Annotated in this window: 16 protein-coding genes, 1 tRNA gene and 1 pseudogene; 7 read left to right on the top strand and 11 right to left on the bottom strand. The window is 59.7% G+C overall.

Annotation, left to right across the window (positions count from 1 at the left end; translation table 11 throughout):
- Window positions 1-316: 316 nt before the first annotated feature.
- Window positions 317-1,534, top strand: a complete 1,218-nt coding sequence (locus tag AABM52_RS25965) for an MFS transporter (protein WP_347908998.1) — start codon at window positions 317-319, stop codon at window positions 1,532-1,534.
- A gap of 203 nt (window positions 1,535-1,737) precedes the next feature.
- On the opposite strand, the gene ychF is transcribed toward AABM52_RS25965, so the two are convergent.
- From ychF to AABM52_RS25925, 8 genes are all read right to left on the bottom strand, one after another.
- On the bottom strand, window positions 1,738-2,838 hold the full coding sequence (gene ychF / locus AABM52_RS25960) for a redox-regulated ATPase YchF (protein WP_347908996.1): 1,101 nt from the start codon (window positions 2,836-2,838) through the stop codon (window positions 1,738-1,740).
- Window positions 2,839-2,860: 22 nt separating this feature from the next.
- Window positions 2,861-3,445, bottom strand: coding sequence for an aminoacyl-tRNA hydrolase (gene pth / locus AABM52_RS25955; RefSeq protein WP_046030136.1), 585 nt, complete (start codon window positions 3,443-3,445; stop codon window positions 2,861-2,863).
- 169 nt (window positions 3,446-3,614) lie between these two features.
- On the bottom strand, window positions 3,615-4,214 hold the full coding sequence (locus AABM52_RS25950) for a 50S ribosomal protein L25/general stress protein Ctc (RefSeq protein ID WP_056726277.1): 600 nt from the start codon (window positions 4,212-4,214) through the stop codon (window positions 3,615-3,617).
- A gap of 142 nt (window positions 4,215-4,356) precedes the next feature.
- On the bottom strand, window positions 4,357-5,298 hold the full coding sequence (locus AABM52_RS25945; RefSeq protein WP_003171603.1) for a ribose-phosphate pyrophosphokinase: 942 nt from the start codon (window positions 5,296-5,298) through the stop codon (window positions 4,357-4,359).
- Between the two features lie 46 nt (window positions 5,299-5,344).
- Window positions 5,345-5,419, bottom strand: a tRNA-Gln gene (locus tag AABM52_RS25940).
- A gap of 36 nt (window positions 5,420-5,455) precedes the next feature.
- Entirely contained in the window at window positions 5,456-6,307 is an 852-nt protein-coding gene (gene ispE / locus AABM52_RS25935; RefSeq protein WP_347908994.1) for a 4-(cytidine 5'-diphospho)-2-C-methyl-D-erythritol kinase, read from the bottom strand.
- Between the two features lies 1 nt (window position 6,308).
- Complete coding sequence (gene lolB / locus AABM52_RS25930) at window positions 6,309-6,926, bottom strand: lipoprotein insertase outer membrane protein LolB (RefSeq protein WP_347908992.1); 618 nt, start codon at window positions 6,924-6,926, stop codon at window positions 6,309-6,311.
- 4 nt (window positions 6,927-6,930) lie between these two features.
- Window positions 6,931-8,655: a tetratricopeptide repeat protein gene (locus AABM52_RS25925; RefSeq protein ID WP_347908990.1), complete on the bottom strand. Its 1,725-nt coding sequence runs from the start codon at window positions 8,653-8,655 to the stop codon at window positions 6,931-6,933.
- Between the two features lie 233 nt (window positions 8,656-8,888).
- Here AABM52_RS25925 and hemA point away from each other — a divergent pair, with 233 nt between their 5' ends.
- From hemA to AABM52_RS25895, 6 genes are all read left to right on the top strand, one after another.
- A complete protein-coding gene (hemA, locus tag AABM52_RS25920) occupies window positions 8,889-10,178 on the top strand; it encodes a glutamyl-tRNA reductase (protein ID WP_347908988.1) in 1,290 nt (429 codons plus the stop codon).
- Window positions 10,175-11,257 (top strand): peptide chain release factor 1, encoded by a 1,083-nt coding sequence (prfA, locus tag AABM52_RS25915; RefSeq protein ID WP_347908986.1) that lies wholly within the window; start codon window positions 10,175-10,177, stop codon window positions 11,255-11,257. Before hemA ends, prfA begins: the two co-directional genes overlap by 4 nt.
- Window positions 11,258-12,088, top strand: coding sequence for a peptide chain release factor N(5)-glutamine methyltransferase (gene prmC / locus AABM52_RS25910; RefSeq protein ID WP_347908984.1), 831 nt, complete (start codon window positions 11,258-11,260; stop codon window positions 12,086-12,088).
- Entirely contained in the window at window positions 12,082-12,837 is a 756-nt protein-coding gene (locus AABM52_RS25905) for a molybdopterin-synthase adenylyltransferase MoeB (RefSeq protein ID WP_347908982.1), read from the top strand. The genes prmC and AABM52_RS25905 overlap by 7 nt, the downstream gene beginning before the upstream one ends.
- Window positions 12,830-13,621, top strand: coding sequence for a glutamate racemase (murI, locus tag AABM52_RS25900; RefSeq protein WP_347908980.1), 792 nt, complete (start codon window positions 12,830-12,832; stop codon window positions 13,619-13,621). The genes AABM52_RS25905 and murI overlap by 8 nt, the downstream gene beginning before the upstream one ends.
- A 123-nt stretch (window positions 13,622-13,744) precedes the next feature.
- Complete coding sequence (locus tag AABM52_RS25895) at window positions 13,745-14,263, top strand: acyloxyacyl hydrolase (protein WP_347908978.1); 519 nt, start codon at window positions 13,745-13,747, stop codon at window positions 14,261-14,263.
- A gap of 122 nt (window positions 14,264-14,385) precedes the next feature.
- Here AABM52_RS25895 and AABM52_RS25890 read toward each other — a convergent pair whose 3' ends face one another.
- The 3 genes and pseudogenes from AABM52_RS25890 to AABM52_RS25880 form a co-directional block, all read right to left on the bottom strand.
- Window positions 14,386-14,691 carry a YkgJ family cysteine cluster protein gene (locus tag AABM52_RS25890; protein ID WP_007981864.1) on the bottom strand — a complete coding sequence of 102 codons (306 nt, stop codon included), beginning with the start codon at window positions 14,689-14,691 and terminating at the stop codon, window positions 14,386-14,388.
- Between the two features lie 99 nt (window positions 14,692-14,790).
- Window positions 14,791-15,573, bottom strand: coding sequence for an SDR family NAD(P)-dependent oxidoreductase (locus tag AABM52_RS25885; RefSeq protein ID WP_347908976.1), 783 nt, complete (start codon window positions 15,571-15,573; stop codon window positions 14,791-14,793).
- A pseudogene (locus AABM52_RS25880) lies at window positions 15,570-15,665 on the bottom strand (nuclear transport factor 2 family protein); the annotation flags it as partial. The pseudogene AABM52_RS25880 and the gene AABM52_RS25885, both read right to left, overlap by 4 nt.

Genomic DNA, 15,665 nt, shown 5'->3' with positions numbered 1-15,665 from the left:
ACACCACGCACTATTGGCGTGCGTCGGAGGTTGTCGCACCCCCGACTCGTGCCCTCTAAAAAGGCCTCGAAAGTTCACCCTTGTCCGCTCTGTAGGCCGACTCTGTAGCGAAACTTCCCATTGTCGGTCTCCTTTGTAAGGAAGCCGCGTTCAAGCAGACAAGGAAGGCAAGATTCAGACCATGGCTTTGCGCCATCAAGGTTATGGCGATGAAAAAACCAAGTCGTTAGCAGGCTAAGGGGATGGCGTTGCCGCACTGAAAAATGGCACATTGACGCACCTGCACGTTTGTACCTCTTGTTGTCTGGAAATTCCCATGGCCATCAGCAACGCCCAGTCCGGCTCAGTGCCGGCGTCCGCTACACCCCAAGGCAGTCCCCTGGTGATGCGCATCATCGGCGCCGTAGCGCTGGCGCATTTGATCAACGACCTGATCCAGTCGGTGTTGCCGTCGATCTATCCGATGCTCAAGGCCAACTATGGCCTGACCTTCACCCAGGTCGGCCTGATCACCCTGACGTTCCAGTTGACGGCCTCGCTGCTGCAGCCATGGGTCGGCTACTACACCGACCGTCATCCCAAGCCGTGGTTGTTGCCGGCGGGTACGGTCTGCACTCTGGTCGGCATTCTGATGATGTCGGTGGTCGCCAGTTTCCCGCTAATCCTGTTGGCGGCGGGGCTGATCGGCATCGGTTCATCGACCTTCCACCCGGAAGCGTCCCGCGTGGCGCGCCTGGCTTCGGGCGGGCGCTTCGGGCTGGCGCAATCGACCTTCCAGGTCGGCGGTAACGCAGGCTCGGCGTTCGGCCCGTTGCTGGCGGCGGCGATCATCATTCCCTACGGTCAAGGGCACGTGGCCTGGTTCGGCCTGTTCGCGGTATTTGCGCTGTTCGTGCTCTACCGGATAAGCCGCTGGTACGCCAACCACTTGAACCTGTTCAAGCTCAAGCAAGGCCAGGCGGCGACTCACGGCCTGTCCAAGGGCCGAGTGACCAGCGCGCTGGTGGTACTCGGGTTGCTGGTGTTCTCCAAGTATTTCTACATGTCGAGCCTCACCAGCTACTTCACCTTCTACCTGATCGAGAAGTTCGACCTGTCGGTGGCCAGTTCGCAGTTGCACCTGTTCCTGTTTCTCGGCGCGGTCGCGGCGGGGACATTCTTCGGCGGGCCGATCGGCGACAAGATCGGGCGCAAGGCGGTGATCTGGTTCTCGATCCTCGGCGTTGCACCGTTCACATTGTTGCTGCCCCATGTCGACCTGTTCTGGACCAGCATCCTCAGCGTCGTCATCGGTTTCATCCTCGCCTCGGCGTTCTCGGCCATCGTGGTGTACGCCCAGGAACTGGTGCCGGGCAATGTAGGGATGATCGCCGGGGTGTTCTTCGGCCTGATGTTCGGCTTCGGCGGGATTGGTGCGGCGCTGCTCGGACATCTGGCGGACATTCACGGCATCGAATACGTGTACTACCTGTGTTCGTTTTTGCCGTTGTTCGGGGTGTTGGCGATCTTCTTGCCGCGAACCAAAAAGGCCTGACCCAACACATTTCCCAATGTAGGAGCGAGCCTGCTCGCGATGATGGTGTGTCAGTTGGCGATTCAGTCGACTGACAGTCTGCTATCGCGAGCAGGCTCACTCCTACAGGGAATTGGTGGTGTGGCGGATGATTGTTTCGGGCACAAAAAAGCCGCGTATCAAACGCGGCTTTTTCTTGGGTGTGTGCTTCGCTCTGTATAACGTTACACGTTGAAGCGGAAGTGCATCACGTCGCCGTCTTTGACGATGTAGTCCTTGCCTTCCAGGCGCCATTTGCCGGCTTCCTTGGTACCGGCTTCGCCCTTGTACTGGATGAAGTCGTTGTAGGCGATCACTTCGGCGCGGATGAAGCCTTTTTCGAAGTCGGTGTGGATCACGCCAGCGGCTTGAGGTGCGGTGGCACCGACGCGGACGGTCCAGGCGCGGACTTCTTCGACACCGGCGGTGAAGTAGGTCTGCAGGTGCAGCATTTCGTAGCCGGCGCGGATCACGCGGTTCAGGCCAGGCTCTTCGAGGCCCAGGGCTTCGAGGAACATGTCTTTTTCTTCGCCGTCATCGAGTTCGGCGATTTCCGCTTCGATCTTGTTGCACACAGGAACAACCACGGCACCTTCTTCTTCGGCGATGGCGCGGACCACGTCCAGGTGCGGGTTGTTCTCGAAACCGTCTTCAGCGACGTTGGCGATGTACATGACCGGTTTGGTGGTCAGCAGGTGGAAGCCCTTGATCACCGCATTCTCGTCGGTGCCCATGTTCTTCATCAGGCTGCGTGCTGGCTTGCCTTCGGTGAAGTGAGCGATCAATTGCTCCAGCAGGCCTTTCTGGACCACTGCATCCTTGTCACCGCCCTTGGCGTTACGTGCGACTTTCTGCAGTTGCTTCTCGCAGCTGTCGAGGTCGGCGAAGATCAGTTCCAGCTCGATGATTTCGATGTCGCGTTTCGGGTCGACGCTGTTGGAGACGTGAATCACGTTCTCGTCTTCGAAGCAGCGGACCACGTGGGCGATGGCATCGGTTTCACGGATGTTGGCCAAAAACTTGTTGCCCAGGCCTTCACCTTTCGACGCGCCGGCAACCAGGCCAGCGATGTCGACGAATTCCATGGTGGTCGGCAGGATGCGCTTTGGATTGACGATGGCCGCCAGGGCTTCCAGACGCGGATCCGGCATCGGCACGATACCGCTGTTGGGTTCGATGGTGCAGAAGGGGAAGTTCTCGGCCGCGATCCCGGATTTGGTCAGGGCGTTGAACAGGGTGGACTTGCCGACGTTAGGCAGGCCGACGATGCCGCAATTGAATCCCATGGTGTTTCCCCTCGGATAAGAGTCAGGCCTTCTGGCTGTGCAGGTTTTTCATCGCGCGGTTCCATTCCCCGGCGAGGATATCCGGCAGCACGCCGAGGGCAAAGTCGATGCTGGCATCGAGTTTTTCCTGTTCGGCGCGTGGCGCACGACCCAGGACGAAATTTGAAACCATACTGGCAACGCCCGGGTGGCCAATGCCAAGCCGCAAGCGATGAAAGGTATTCTGATTGCCCAGTTGCGCAATGATGTCGCGCAACCCGTTGTGACCGCCATGGCCGCCGCCCTGCTTGAGCTTGGCAACGCCGGGTGGCAGGTCGAGTTCGTCGTGCGCCACGAGGATTTCTTCAGGCTTGATGCGGAAGAAACCGGCGAGTGCCGCCACGGCCTGGCCGCTGCGGTTCATGTACGTGGTGGGAATCAGCAGACGAACATCCTGACCCTGATGCGAATAGCGCCCGGTCAGGCCGAAATACTTGCGGTCCGCCACAAGGTTCACGCCTTGTGCGTTCGCGATGCGCTCAACAAAAAGGGCCCCTGCGTTATGCCGGGTCTGTTCGTATTCAGCGCCTGGATTTCCCAGGCCAACGATCAGTTTGATGGCAGTCACGATAGGGGCCCTTCCTTGGAGTGGTGGATAACATCGCCGCAATCAGGGAAAGCGGCGAAAGTGGACGAAAATTGCTCATTTACCATGATGTAAACTCCGCGTTCTCGCCCGCTTTCTCGCTATGCTCTAGTCCGCGATGTTTCCGGTCACTCCGGCGTACAGAGTAAAATTACTCTGCAGCGCCTTCTGCAGCTTCTGGAGCAACACGTGGAGCGTGGACGTTGGCAACAGCCTTGTCATCACCGTGTGCCAGGGCCACGAACTCAACGCCTTTAGGAGCCTTGAGGTCCGACAGGTGAATGATCGAACCGATTTCAGCGTTAGCCAGGTCGACTTCGATGAACTCAGGCAGATCTTTCGGCAGGCAGGAAACTTCGATCTCTGCAACAACGTGCGAGATTTCGCCGCCTTTCTTGGTCGGTGCTTCTTCGTTGATGAAGTGCACTGGAACGATAGCGGTCAGTTTCTGGCCAGCTACTACGCGAACGAAGTCAGCGTGCATCACGTGGCCTTTGGCCGGGTGACGCTGCAGGGCTTTGATCACGACGTTCTGCTTGGTGCCACCAACGTTCAGCTCGATGATGTGGCTGTAAGCCGCTTCGTTTTCGAGCAGTTTGGCAACTTCTTTGGCCAGCATGCTGATGGATTCAGGGGCTTTTTCGCCACCGTAAACTACAGCTGGAACCAGGGCGGCGAGACGACGCAGGCGGCGGCTCGCACCTTTCCCCAGGTCGGAACGCACTTCAGCATTCAGGGTAAAATCGTTCATGTTGTATCTCCAAAATAACCACACTCGCCCCAGCGTTTGCGACCAGCGCTAAAGGCGATATGGGCAAAAAAGCCCCGCCCCGACAGGAATGCCGGGGCGGGGCGCTTTTCGTCAACGAGACATTTCGAGAAGGGCAGGGCCCTTAGCGGAACATCGCGCTGATCGATTCTTCATTGCTGATGCGGCGGACCGCCTCGGCAACTACCGGTGCGATATCCAGTTGGCGGATACGCGCACAGGCTTGTGCTGCAGCGGACAGCGGGATGGTGTTAGTTACCACCAGCTCGTCCAGCACGGAATTTTCGATGTTTTCGATCGCCCGACCCGACAGCACAGGGTGCGTGCAGTAGGCGAAAACCTTGGCAGCGCCATGCTCTTTCAGGGCCTTGGCCGCGTGGCACAGGGTGCCGGCGGTATCGACCATGTCATCGACCAGAATACAGGTACGCCCTTCGACATCACCGATGATATGCATCACTTCAGAGTGATTGGCTTTCTCACGGCGTTTGTCGATGATCCCGAGATCCACACCCAGGGATTTGGCAACGGCACGTGCACGCACGACGCCGCCAATGTCCGGGGACACGATCATCAGGTTTTCGAAGCGCTGATCTTCGATGTCATCCACCAGAACCGGGGAGCCGTAGATGTTATCTACCGGAATATCGAAGAAACCCTGGATTTGGTCAGCATGCAGATCAACCGTGAGGACACGGTCGATGCCGACTACGGTAAGCATGTCAGCCACGACTTTCGCGCTGATAGCCACACGTGCGGAACGCGGACGGCGATCCTGACGGGCATAACCAAAGTAAGGAATAACAGCAGTGATACGAGTAGCCGAGGAGCGGCGGAAGGCATCAGCCATCACTACCAGTTCCATCAGGTTATCGTTGGTCGGAGCGCAAGTCGGCTGAATAATGAAGACGTCTTTACCGCGGACGTTTTCATTGATCTCGGCTGTAATTTCGCCGTCGGAGAATTTACCGACAGAGATGTCACCGAGAGGGATATGCAGCTGACGTACGACACGTCGAGCCAGATCGGGGTTAGCGTTCCCCGTAAAGACCATCATCTTGGACACGCGCAGTACCTGAAGGCTGAGGGTAACCTGGATGAGTATAGGAAAATGGCAGGGGCGGCTGGATTCGAACCAACGCATGGCAGGATCAAAACCTGCTGCCTTACCGCTTGGCGACGCCCCTGTATCTGTTGCAACGATTACCCAGTAATCGGTTCCTTTAGAGCAGACTTTGCAGCTTGCGATGCAACATCGAAACGTTGCTTCCTTTTGCTACAAACCCTGTAAGGGTCTCTGTAAGAAGGGCCGAGACTTTATCAGCTTCAGCTTTGCTTGGGAAGCCCCCAAACACACAACTTCCAGTTCCGGTGAGTTTTGCTTCGGTAAATTTACCTAACAAATTCAAAGCGTTACGTACCTCTGGATAACGCCTTGTTACCACCGGCAAGCAGTCATTACGACTGTTTCCCTTGGGAACGGGGCGCACTTTAATGGGAGGAGTGTTACGTGTCAACAACGGATCTGAAAAAATTTCTGCCGTACTTACAGAGACTTGCGGCACCAGCACCAGATACCACGGTTCTTCCGGGTCGACAGGGGTCAGTTTCTCCCCCACGCCCTCGGCGAAAGCCGCGTGGCCACGTACGAAAACCGGGACGTCGGCGCCCAGCGTCAACCCCAGCCCGGCCAGGCGATCTTCATCCCATCCCAATTGCCACAGATGATTCAAACCAAGCAATGTTGTTGCCGCATTTGAGCTGCCGCCACCGATGCCACCGCCCATGGGCAGGATCTTGTCGATCCAGATATCGACGCCCAGCGAGCAAGCGGATTGCTCCTGAAGTTTTCTGGCGGCCTTGACGATCAGGTTGCTGTCGTGGGGGACGCCCGGGAACTCGGTGTGCAATTGAATGACACCGTCATCGCGCAGGGCGTAGGTGATTTCGTCGCCGTAATCGAGAAACTGAAACATCGTCTGCAGTTCGTGGTAGCCGTCTTCGCGGCGACCGAGAATGTGCAGCATCAAATTGAGTTTGGCCGGCGAGGGCAGCGTCAGGCGATTGTCCGGCATGTCATTGCCCCAGTTTGCGCGGTTGCCAGACCTTGATCACCAGCGTGACATCAAGGTCGGTGCCGCTGAGCTTGATGCGCTCGGGCAGCCAGTAACCGTTTTGCTGGGTGTAGGCGGTGTAGTCGACCTTCCAGCCATCCTGTTCCAGGCTGGCCAGGCGGCTGTCGCTGTCCAGGGTCAGGCGACTTTTACTGCCGGGAGCCGGAAGCCCGCGCACCCACCAGGCCAGGTTGGACACCGGCAACTTCCAGCCCAGCTGCTCTTCGAGCAGCACTTCCGGATTCGGCGCGTCGTAGCGTCCCTGGTTGGCGACTTCCAGCGACACCTTGCCCGGACGTCCGGTCAGGCGAGCCGCGCCGCGGCCCAGTGGTCCGGACAGGCGAATGTCGTAGTAATCCTGGCGCTGCAACCAGAACAGCGTGCCGCTGCCCGAGTCTTTCGGGGCGCGGATGCCGATCTTGCCGTCGATCTGCCAGCCATCGAGGCCGGTCAGTTGCTCTTTGTGCTCGCGCCATTGGGCGGGGTTGCCGTGACCCTCGACCGATTCGCGGGGACCCAGGCCCGCACAACCGGCGAGCAGGGCGATAAAACTGAAAACAATGAAATGGCGCAAAAACATAATCTTAAAGAGTCTCTGATCCGGTCAGGCGTTTGATGGTGCCGCGCAGGGTCGGGCTGTCAGGCTGTTCCTTGAGGAACTTGCCCCAGATTTGTTTCGCTTCGCGCTGTTTGCCGTTGGCCCACAGGACTTCGCCCAGGTGAGCGGCGACTTCCTGGTCGGGGAAGCGTTCCAGGGCCTGGCGCAGCAGGCGCTCGGCTTCGTCGAGATTGCCCATGCGGTAATTCACCCAGCCAAGGCTGTCGAGTACCGCCGGGTCTTCCGGACTGATCTGGTGCGCCTGTTCGATCAGGGCCTTGGCTTCGGCGTAGCGCGTGGTGCGGTCGGACAGGGTATAGCCGAGGGCGTTCAGCGCCATGGCATTGTCCGGGTCGCGCTTGATGATCGTGCGCAGGTCTTTTTCCATCTGCGCCAGGTCATTGCGTTTTTCCGCCTGCATGGCGCGGGTGTAGAGCAGATTCAAATCGTCCGGATATTGCTGCAAGGCTTGTTGCAGAACGTTCCAGGCCTTGTCGCCCTGATTGTTGGCGGACAGGGTTTCGGCTTCGATGAGGTACAACTGGATCGCGTAATCCGGCTGCTCGTCGCGCTCTGCCGCCAGTTTGCGTTGGGCTTCGGCGGTCTTGCCGTTGTCGACCAGGATATCGGCCTGACGCAATTGCGCCGGCAGGTAGTCGCTGCCCGGGCCAACCTTGGCGTATTCGATCAGCGCGCCTTGCGGGTCGTTCTGTTCTTCGGCGATGCGGCCAAGGTTCAGGTGTGCCGAGTCGACGTGGCTTTCCCGGGCGATCAGGTCTTCAAGATACCCCTTGGCCTCGTTCCAGGCCTTGGCTTCCAGGCAGACCAGTGCCAGTGAATAACGCAGTTCATCGTCTTCCGGGTATTGCTGGACCAGGCTCGAGAACTCGGCCTTGGCGTCGTCCATGCGGTCCTGTTCAACCAGCATTCGCGCGTAAGTCAGGCGCAGGCGCTTGTCGTCCGGGTATTTCTTGATGCTTTTTTGCAGCAGCGGCAAGGCTTCGTCACCGCGATTCAGGGTTTGCAACAGCCGCGCGCGCAGCAGGATCGGCGCGATTTCGCCGTCTTCAGGCGGATTGTCCTCCAGCAGCTTCAACGCGCCTTTGGCATCGCCATCCTGTTGCATCAGCAAGGCCTTACCGAAAATCAGCTGGCTGTTGTCCGGATGACGCTGCAACAAACGGTCGAAGCTTTTCATCAAGCCGTTGCGGGTGTCCTGGTCGGTGTCGGCCGCGGACAACGCAAGGAAGTCGAAATGGGTGTCGCCCTTGCCTTGCAGGACTTTCTCCATATAGACCATGGAATCGTCATAACGCCCGGCGCGTGCCAGTTGCACGGCGGCGGCGCGTTGGGCTTCGAGGTCGTCGGGGGCGTTCCTGGCCCAGATCAGCGCGGTGTCCAGGGCTGCCTGGTCGGCGCCCAGATATTCAGCGATACGAAATGCCCGCTCGGAGATACCCGGATCCTGGGTGTTGATGGCCTGGGTCACATAGTTGTCCAGGGCAATGTCGAAACGATTGCGCTGGCCAGCCAGTTCGGCGCTCAACAGGCTGAAGATGGTTTCCTCGCTGAATGAGCTGTAGACCTTGGGCTTTTCAGGGGCCGGGGTGCTGTCTTCAGCCGGCGGCGTACCGTCCGACGAAACGGGTGCCAAGGCCTGGCAGCCGCTGAGGAAGACAAGAGCGAGGAGCAACGCGGAGGATCTATTCATATAGGAGGAGGACGACTAACCTGCGGTCGGATCATCATGACACAAGCTTTCGGCCAAACATAACCGGCCCGGCAATTTACCTGCCAACCCGATAGACGACTCTGGGCGATCCTTTAAACGAGAACCGCTCGCAACGTCGGCCTCGTCTACCGGCGCGATAGATATCGAGTAGTTGTTCTGATTCCGTCGAAGTAGGACAATTGTCGGCTTCACGTCACAATCAGCGACTTTGAATGGCCTTCCTTGCACTCGGTATTAACCACAAGACTGCTTCAGTAGACGTCCGCGAGCGCGTGGCTTTTACCCCTGAGCAGCTGGTTGAGGCCTTGCAGCAGCTCTGCCGACTCACCGACAGCCGCGAAGCTGCGATCCTCTCCACCTGCAATCGCAGTGAACTCTATATAGAACAGGATCACCTGTCGGCGGACATCGTGCTGCGCTGGCTGGCCGAATATCATCATTTGAGCTATGACGAGCTCCGTGAAAGCGCCTACGTGCATGAAGATGATGCGGCAGTTCGTCACATGATGCGGGTCGCTTCCGGGCTCGACTCGCTGGTGTTGGGCGAACCGCAGATTCTCGGCCAGATGAAATCGGCCTATGCCGTGGCTCGCGAGGCCGGCACCATCGGGCCGTTGCTCGGGCGGCTGTTCCAGGCCACGTTCAATGCGGCCAAGCAGGTACGCACCGACACGGCCATCGGCGAGAACCCGGTATCGGTGGCGTTTGCCGCAGTGAGCCTGGCCAAGCAGATTTTCAGCGACCTGCAACGCAGCCAGGCCTTGTTGATCGGCGCCGGCGAGACCATCACCCTGGTCGCCCGCCATCTGCATGACCTGGGTGTAAAGCGCATCGTGGTCGCCAACCGTACCCTGGAGCGCGCGAGCATTCTGGCTGAACAGTTTGGTGCCCATGCGGTGTTGTTGTCGGATATTCCGGCAGAACTGGTGCGCAGCGATATCGTCATCAGTTCCACCGCCAGCCAGTTGCCGATCCTGGGCAAGGGAGCGGTGGAAAGCGCCTTGAAACTGCGCAAGCACAAACCGATCTTCATGGTGGATATCGCTGTTCCCCGTGACATCGAACCAGAAGTCGGCGAACTGGACGACGTTTACCTCTATAGCGTCGACGACCTCCACGAAGTGGTCGCCGAGAACCTCAAGAGTCGTCAGGGCGCAGCCCAGGCCGCCGAAGAGATGGTCTCGATCGGTGCCGAAGACTTCATGGTCCGCCTGCGCGAGTTGGCGGCGGTGGACGTGCTCAAGGCTTATCGTCAACAGAGCGAACGCCTGCGCGACGAAGAATTGCAAAAGGCCCAGCGCATGCTGGCCAACGGCACCAGTGCCGAAGAGGTGCTGGTGCAACTGGCCCGCGGGCTGACCAACAAACTGTTGCACGCACCGAGCGTGCAGTTGAAAAAGCTCTCTGCCGAAGGTCGCCTGGATGCGCTGGCGATGGCCCAGGAACTCTTTGCCCTCGGTGAGGGCTCATCGGATAGCTTTTCGGATAAAAAACCGCAATGAAAGCGTCACTGCTCAATAAGCTGGATATCCTCCAGGACCGTTTCGAGGAATTGACTGCCCTGCTGGGCGACGGCGAGGTCATTTCCGATCAGAACAAGTTCCGCACCTATTCCAAGGAGTACGCGGAAGTTGAACCGATCGTGGGCGCCTATAAAGCACTGCTGAAAGTGCAGGACGACCTCGAAGGTGCCCAGGCACTGCTCAAGGACAGCGACCCGGACATGCGTGAAATGGCCGTGGAAGAAGTCCGCGAGGCCAAGGAGCGCCTGGTCACGCTCGAAGCTGACCTGCAACGCATGCTGCTGCCCAAGGACCCGAACGACGGGCGCAACGTGTTCCTCGAGATCCGTGCCGGTACCGGCGGCGACGAGGCGGCGATTTTCTCCGGCGACCTGTTCCGCATGTATTCGCGTTACGCCGAGCGTCGTGGCTGGCGGGTGGAGATCCTCTCGGAAAACGAAGGTGAACACGGCGGCTATAAAGAGGTGATTGCCCGGGTCGAGGGCGACAATGTCTACGGCAAGCTGAAGTTCGAATCCGGCGCGCACCGCGTGCAGCGGGTTCCGGCGACCGAATCCCAGGGCCGCATCCACACCTCGGCCTGCACCGTGGCGGTACTGCCCGAGCCGGACGAACAGGAAACCATCGAGATCAACCCGGCCGACCTGCGCGTCGATACCTATCGCTCCTCCGGCGCCGGTGGCCAGCACGTCAACAAGACCGACTCGGCGATCCGTATCACGCACTTGCCGTCCGGCATTGTCGTCGAGTGCCAGGAAGAACGTTCACAGCACAAGAACCGCGCCCGGGCGATGTCCTGGTTGTCGGCCAAGCTGAACGATCAGCAGACCTCCGCTGCAGCCAACGCCATCGCCAGTGAGCGTAAGTTGCTGGTCGGCTCCGGTGACCGTTCCGAGCGCATCCGCACCTACAATTTTGCCCAGGGCCGGGTCACCGACCACCGGGTCAACCTGACCTTGTATTCCCTCGACGAGATCCTCGCCGGCGGCGTCGAGGCGGTGATCGAGCCGTTGCTGGCCGAGTACCAGGCCGATCAACTGGCAGCGATAGGTGAGTAAATGACGATCATTGCCAGTTTGTTGCGCGCCGCCGATTTACCCGACTCGCCGACGGCGCGTCTGGATGCCGAATTGCTGCTGGCGGCGGCGTTGGGCAAGTCCCGCAGTTTCCTGCACACCTGGCCGGAGCGCATCGTGCCGAGCGAAGCGGCGCTTACGTTCGCCGAATATTTGCAGCGTCGCCGCAGCGGAGAGCCGGTGGCCTATATCCTCGGCCAGCAGGGTTTCTGGAAGCTGGACCTGGAAGTGGCGCCGCACACGTTGATCCCGCGTCCGGACACCGAACTGCTGGTGGAAGCCGCGCTGGAACTGTTGCCGGCCACTCCGGCCAAGGTACTCGACCTCGGCACCGGCAGCGGTGCCATCGCCCTGGCCCTGGCCAGCGAGCGTCCGGCCTGGAACGTCACCGCCGTGGATCGTGTGCTGGAAGCCGTGGCCCTGGCCGAACGCAATCGCCAGCGCCTGCACCTGAACAACGCCAAGGTACTGAGCAGCCATTGGTTCAGCGCCCTGGAAGGTCAGCGTTTTCAGCTGATCATCAGCAATCCGCCGTATATCGCAGCGACCGATCCGCATCTGGTCGAGGGCGATGTGCGCTTCGAACCGGCCAGCGCCCTGGTGGCGGGTGTCGACGGGCTCGACGATCTGCGCCTGATCGTCGCCCAGGCACCGGATCATCTGGAGGCGGGTGGCTGGCTGATGCTCGAACACGGCTATGATCAGGCCGAGGCAGTTCGCGATTTGCTGCTGACCCGGGGTTTTGAAGAAGTCCACAGCCGCACCGATCTGGGCGGTCACCAACGCATCAGTCTGGGGCGCCTGCCGTGCTGAATGATCAGGAGTTGCTGCGTTACAGCCGGCAGATTCTGCTGCAACATATCGATATCGACGGTCAGTTGCGGCTCAAGGAGAGCCGCGTACTGATCGTCGGTCTTGGCGGCCTTGGCGCGCCAGTGGCGCTGTATCTGGCGGCCGCGGGTGTGGGTGAGTTGCATCTGGCGGACTTCGACACGGTCGACCTGACCAACCTGCAACGCCAGATCATTCACGACACCGACAGCGTCGGCATGACCAAGGTCGATTCGGCAATCAAGCGCCTGACGGCAATCAATCCCGAGATTCAACTGATCGCCCATCGCGCGGCGCTGGATGAAGATTCCCTGGCGGCCGTGGTGGCCGGAGTGGATCTGGTCCTCGATTGCTCTGACAATTTTTCCACCCGTGAAGCGGTCAACGCCGCTTGCGTGGCGGCCGGCAAACCGCTGGTCAGCGGCGCGGCGATTCGCCTTGAAGGGCAACTGTCGGTGTTCGATCCGCGTCGGCCGGAGAGTCCGTGCTACCACTGTTTATACGGGCACGGCAGCGAAGCCGAATTGACCTGCAGCGAGGCCGGCGTGGTCGGTCCGCTGGTGGGGCTGGTCGGCAGTCTGCAAGCGCTCGAAGCGCTGAAATTGTTGGCCGGATTCGGCGAACCGCTGGTGGGGCGCCTGTTGTTGATCGATGCCTTGGGCACGCGCTTCCGTGAATTGCGGGTCAAGCGCGATCCGGGTTGCAGCGTCTGTGGGGCGAAAAATGCGTGAAGCGCCGATAGGCGTGTTCGACTCCGGTGTCGGCGGGCTCTCGGTACTGGCCGAGATCCAGCGTTTGCTGCCCAATGAGTCTCTGTTGTACGTCGCCGACTGCGGGAATGTTCCCTACGGCGAGAAAACCCCGGAATTTATCCAGCAACGTTGCAGCGTGATGGCCGACTTCTTTCGGCAACAGGGCGCCAAGGCCCTGGTGCTGGCGTGCAACACGGCGACGGTTGCCGGTGTCGCCGACTTGCGTCGCGACTATCCGGAATGGCCCATCGTCGGCATGGAGCCGGCAGTCAAGCCGGCCGCCGCCGCAACCCGTTCCGGCGTGGTGGGAGTGCTGGCCACCACCGGTACCTTGCAGAGCGCCAAGTTCGCCGCGTTGCTCGACCGCTTCGCCACGGACGTGAAGGTGATCACCCAACCCTGTCCCGGGCTGGTGGAGCTGATTGAAAGCGGCGATCTGCGCAGCCCCGAGTTGCGCCAGCTGCTGGCCGGGTATGTTCTGCCACTGCTGGCCGCCGGCGCGGACACCCTGATTCTCGGCTGTACCCATTACCCCTTTCTCAAACCGATGCTGCGGCAGATGATCCCCGATGACATCAGCCTGATCGACACCGGTGCCGCCGTCGCACGGCAACTTCAGCGTCTACTGACCGAAGGCGAGCTGCTTGCCGAGGGGCCGGTCCGTGAGGCGCAGTTCTGGACCAGTGCCGATCCGCTTCATTTCAGAAATATCTTGCCGATACTGTGGAATACCTCTGGCGTTGTGCGAAGCTTCAACAGGTAGAAGGCTGTCCGGGGGGAATACGAAGAGTCGGGGTGAACTTCTGATAAATCGCTGACTTCTATTGTTTTGCAGGGCTTGGCAACAAAAAAACCATACGAAATCGTTCGCAAAAGGAAGTTTCTAGTGAAGCGACTATTCTGCTTGGCCGCGATTGCGGCCGCACTGATGGGGCACACTTTTACCGCGCAGGCGGCAGGTGTGGAGTTCGCGGTTGGTCAGACCAGCGATTCGACCATGACGTATCGATTGGGCATGCAATTCGATTGGGACCAGAGCTGGTTGCAGAGTGACGTTGGTCGCGTGACCGGTTACTGGAGCGGCGCCTACACCTACTGGGAAGGCGACAAGACCTCAAGCAATAACAGCCTGTCGTTCTCTCCGGTGTTCGTTTACGAGTTTGCCGGCCAGAACGTCAAACCCTACGTTGAAGCAGGCATTGGCGTGGCGGCGTTCTCCAATACCCGACTCGAAGACAACAACATTGGCAGTTCTTTCCAGTTTGAAGACCGGTTCGGTTTTGGCCTGCGCTTCAATGGCGGTCATGAAGTCGGGATCCGTGCGACGCACTATTCCAATGCCGGGCTCGCCAGTTCCAACGACGGTGTAGAAAGCTACTCGCTGCATTACACGTTGCCGTTGTAATTGCATCCCCCTGTAGGAGCGAGCCTGCTCGCGATGACGGTGTGTCAGTTGCCTGCTTGGTTGGCTGACAGTCAGCAATCGCGAGCAGGCTCGCTCCTACAGGAGCTGTGTTGTTTTCCAGTTCAGCGATACGCCGTCGAAATCCCCTGGCGTTCGTCGATGCACTCCGGTGCGCCCATCTCGAACTCCCGGCAGATCAGCGGGCGTTTTTCGTAGATGGTGCACATCATCGTGTTGCGATCCAGCGCGGCGCACCAGCCGTCATCCAGGCGCAGCATCACTTCCCCGCCCCAGTCATCGGTATCGATGAACCGTTCAGGCACACCCGTATCGGTGATCAACATGACTTCGAGCTGGCAGCAGCAGGCCGCACAGGTCGAGCAGGTGACCGCGGGTTCCGCGATTTGCGTATGGGGGATGGTTTTCATGGCGCGCAGTGTAAGGCAGTCACCGAGTGCTGTGTGAAAGGTCGGACGGACGCTCAAGTATCGGAACGTCCAGGATACCGCCGCCGATTATGGCGCTTTTCAGGGTTGATCCTTGATCGGTGGCTGGCTGCGCACCATGGGTTTGCCGATCTCCAGTTTCACTTGGTCCGGCCGTTTGGCGAGTGGCCAGAGGGCGGTCATGAACGCTGCCGGGAAAGCGATCTCCAGCGGACGGTCCTTGAGTTTTTCGAGGATGTGCCGTGCGGCTTTGTCCACCGGCCAGCTCAAGGCCATGGGGGAGTCGTTTTTCGCCGTCAGCGGCGTCTCGACAACCCCGGGGCTGATCACCGTGAGTTCTATGCCCTCCGGAGCCAGGTCGATGCGCAGGGACTCGAACAGGTAACGCAGCCCGGCCTTCGAGGTGCCGCAGGCTTCTGCCTTGGGCAGCGGCAGGTAGGTCACCGTACTGGCCATGGCTACCAGATGCGGTGCGGTGCCGGCACGCAGCAAAGGCAGTGCGGCGTCGATGCAAAAACTGCTGGCCAACAGGTTGGTACGCACCACGTGCTCGACAATCGAGGTATCGAACTGCTTGGCATCCACGTACTCGCAGGTGCCGGCGTTGAGTATCACGGTGTCCAGCGAGCCCCAGTCCTCGGCAATCTGCTCGCCGATCTCGCGTACGGCCTGGCTGTTGGTCAGGTCTCCGGCGACCACCAGCACCTGCCCCGGGTAACGTAGCGACAAGTCTTTCAGTGGTGCCACGGTGCGCGAACTGACGGCCAGGTGCGCACCGGTTTTTAGGATTTCTTCGGCCAGGGCGGCACCGATGCCGCTGCTGGCACCTGTCAGCCAGTATCGTCGTGCGAGTGTACGACTCATCCCAATCTCCTTTTCAGCCAGGCAGTTACCCAGCCCAATACGGGTAAATGTTCATAATGCAAAGCCCCGGCATCGAAGTCATCCCGGTGGCG

The sequence above is a fragment of the Pseudomonas grandcourensis genome, assembly GCF_039909015.1.
GTDB lineage: Bacteria > Pseudomonadota > Gammaproteobacteria > Pseudomonadales > Pseudomonadaceae > Aquipseudomonas > Aquipseudomonas grandcourensis.
This window is presented reverse-complemented; position numbering and strand designations above follow the sequence as displayed.

Coding starts and splice junctions, on each gene's coding strand:
- AABM52_RS25890 (WP_007981864.1), bottom strand. CDS start 14,691: ATGAAAACCATCCCCCATACGCAAATCGCGGAACCCGCGGTCACCTGC.
- AABM52_RS25925 (WP_347908990.1), bottom strand. CDS start 8,655: ATGAATAGATCCTCCGCGTTGCTCCTCGCTCTTGTCTTCCTCAGCGGC.
- hemA (WP_347908988.1), top strand. CDS start 8,889: ATGGCCTTCCTTGCACTCGGTATTAACCACAAGACTGCTTCAGTAGAC.
- murI (WP_347908980.1), top strand. CDS start 12,830: ATGCGTGAAGCGCCGATAGGCGTGTTCGACTCCGGTGTCGGCGGGCTC.
- AABM52_RS25885 (WP_347908976.1), bottom strand. CDS start 15,573: ATGAGTCGTACACTCGCACGACGATACTGGCTGACAGGTGCCAGCAGC.
- AABM52_RS25950 (WP_056726277.1), bottom strand. CDS start 4,214: ATGAACGATTTTACCCTGAATGCTGAAGTGCGTTCCGACCTGGGGAAA.
- ispE (WP_347908994.1), bottom strand. CDS start 6,307: ATGCCGGACAATCGCCTGACGCTGCCCTCGCCGGCCAAACTCAATTTG.
- prfA (WP_347908986.1), top strand. CDS start 10,175: ATGAAAGCGTCACTGCTCAATAAGCTGGATATCCTCCAGGACCGTTTC.
- prmC (WP_347908984.1), top strand. CDS start 11,258: ATGACGATCATTGCCAGTTTGTTGCGCGCCGCCGATTTACCCGACTCG.
- AABM52_RS25965 (WP_347908998.1), top strand. CDS start 317: ATGGCCATCAGCAACGCCCAGTCCGGCTCAGTGCCGGCGTCCGCTACA.
- ychF (WP_347908996.1), bottom strand. CDS start 2,838: ATGGGATTCAATTGCGGCATCGTCGGCCTGCCTAACGTCGGCAAGTCC.
- lolB (WP_347908992.1), bottom strand. CDS start 6,926: ATGTTTTTGCGCCATTTCATTGTTTTCAGTTTTATCGCCCTGCTCGCC.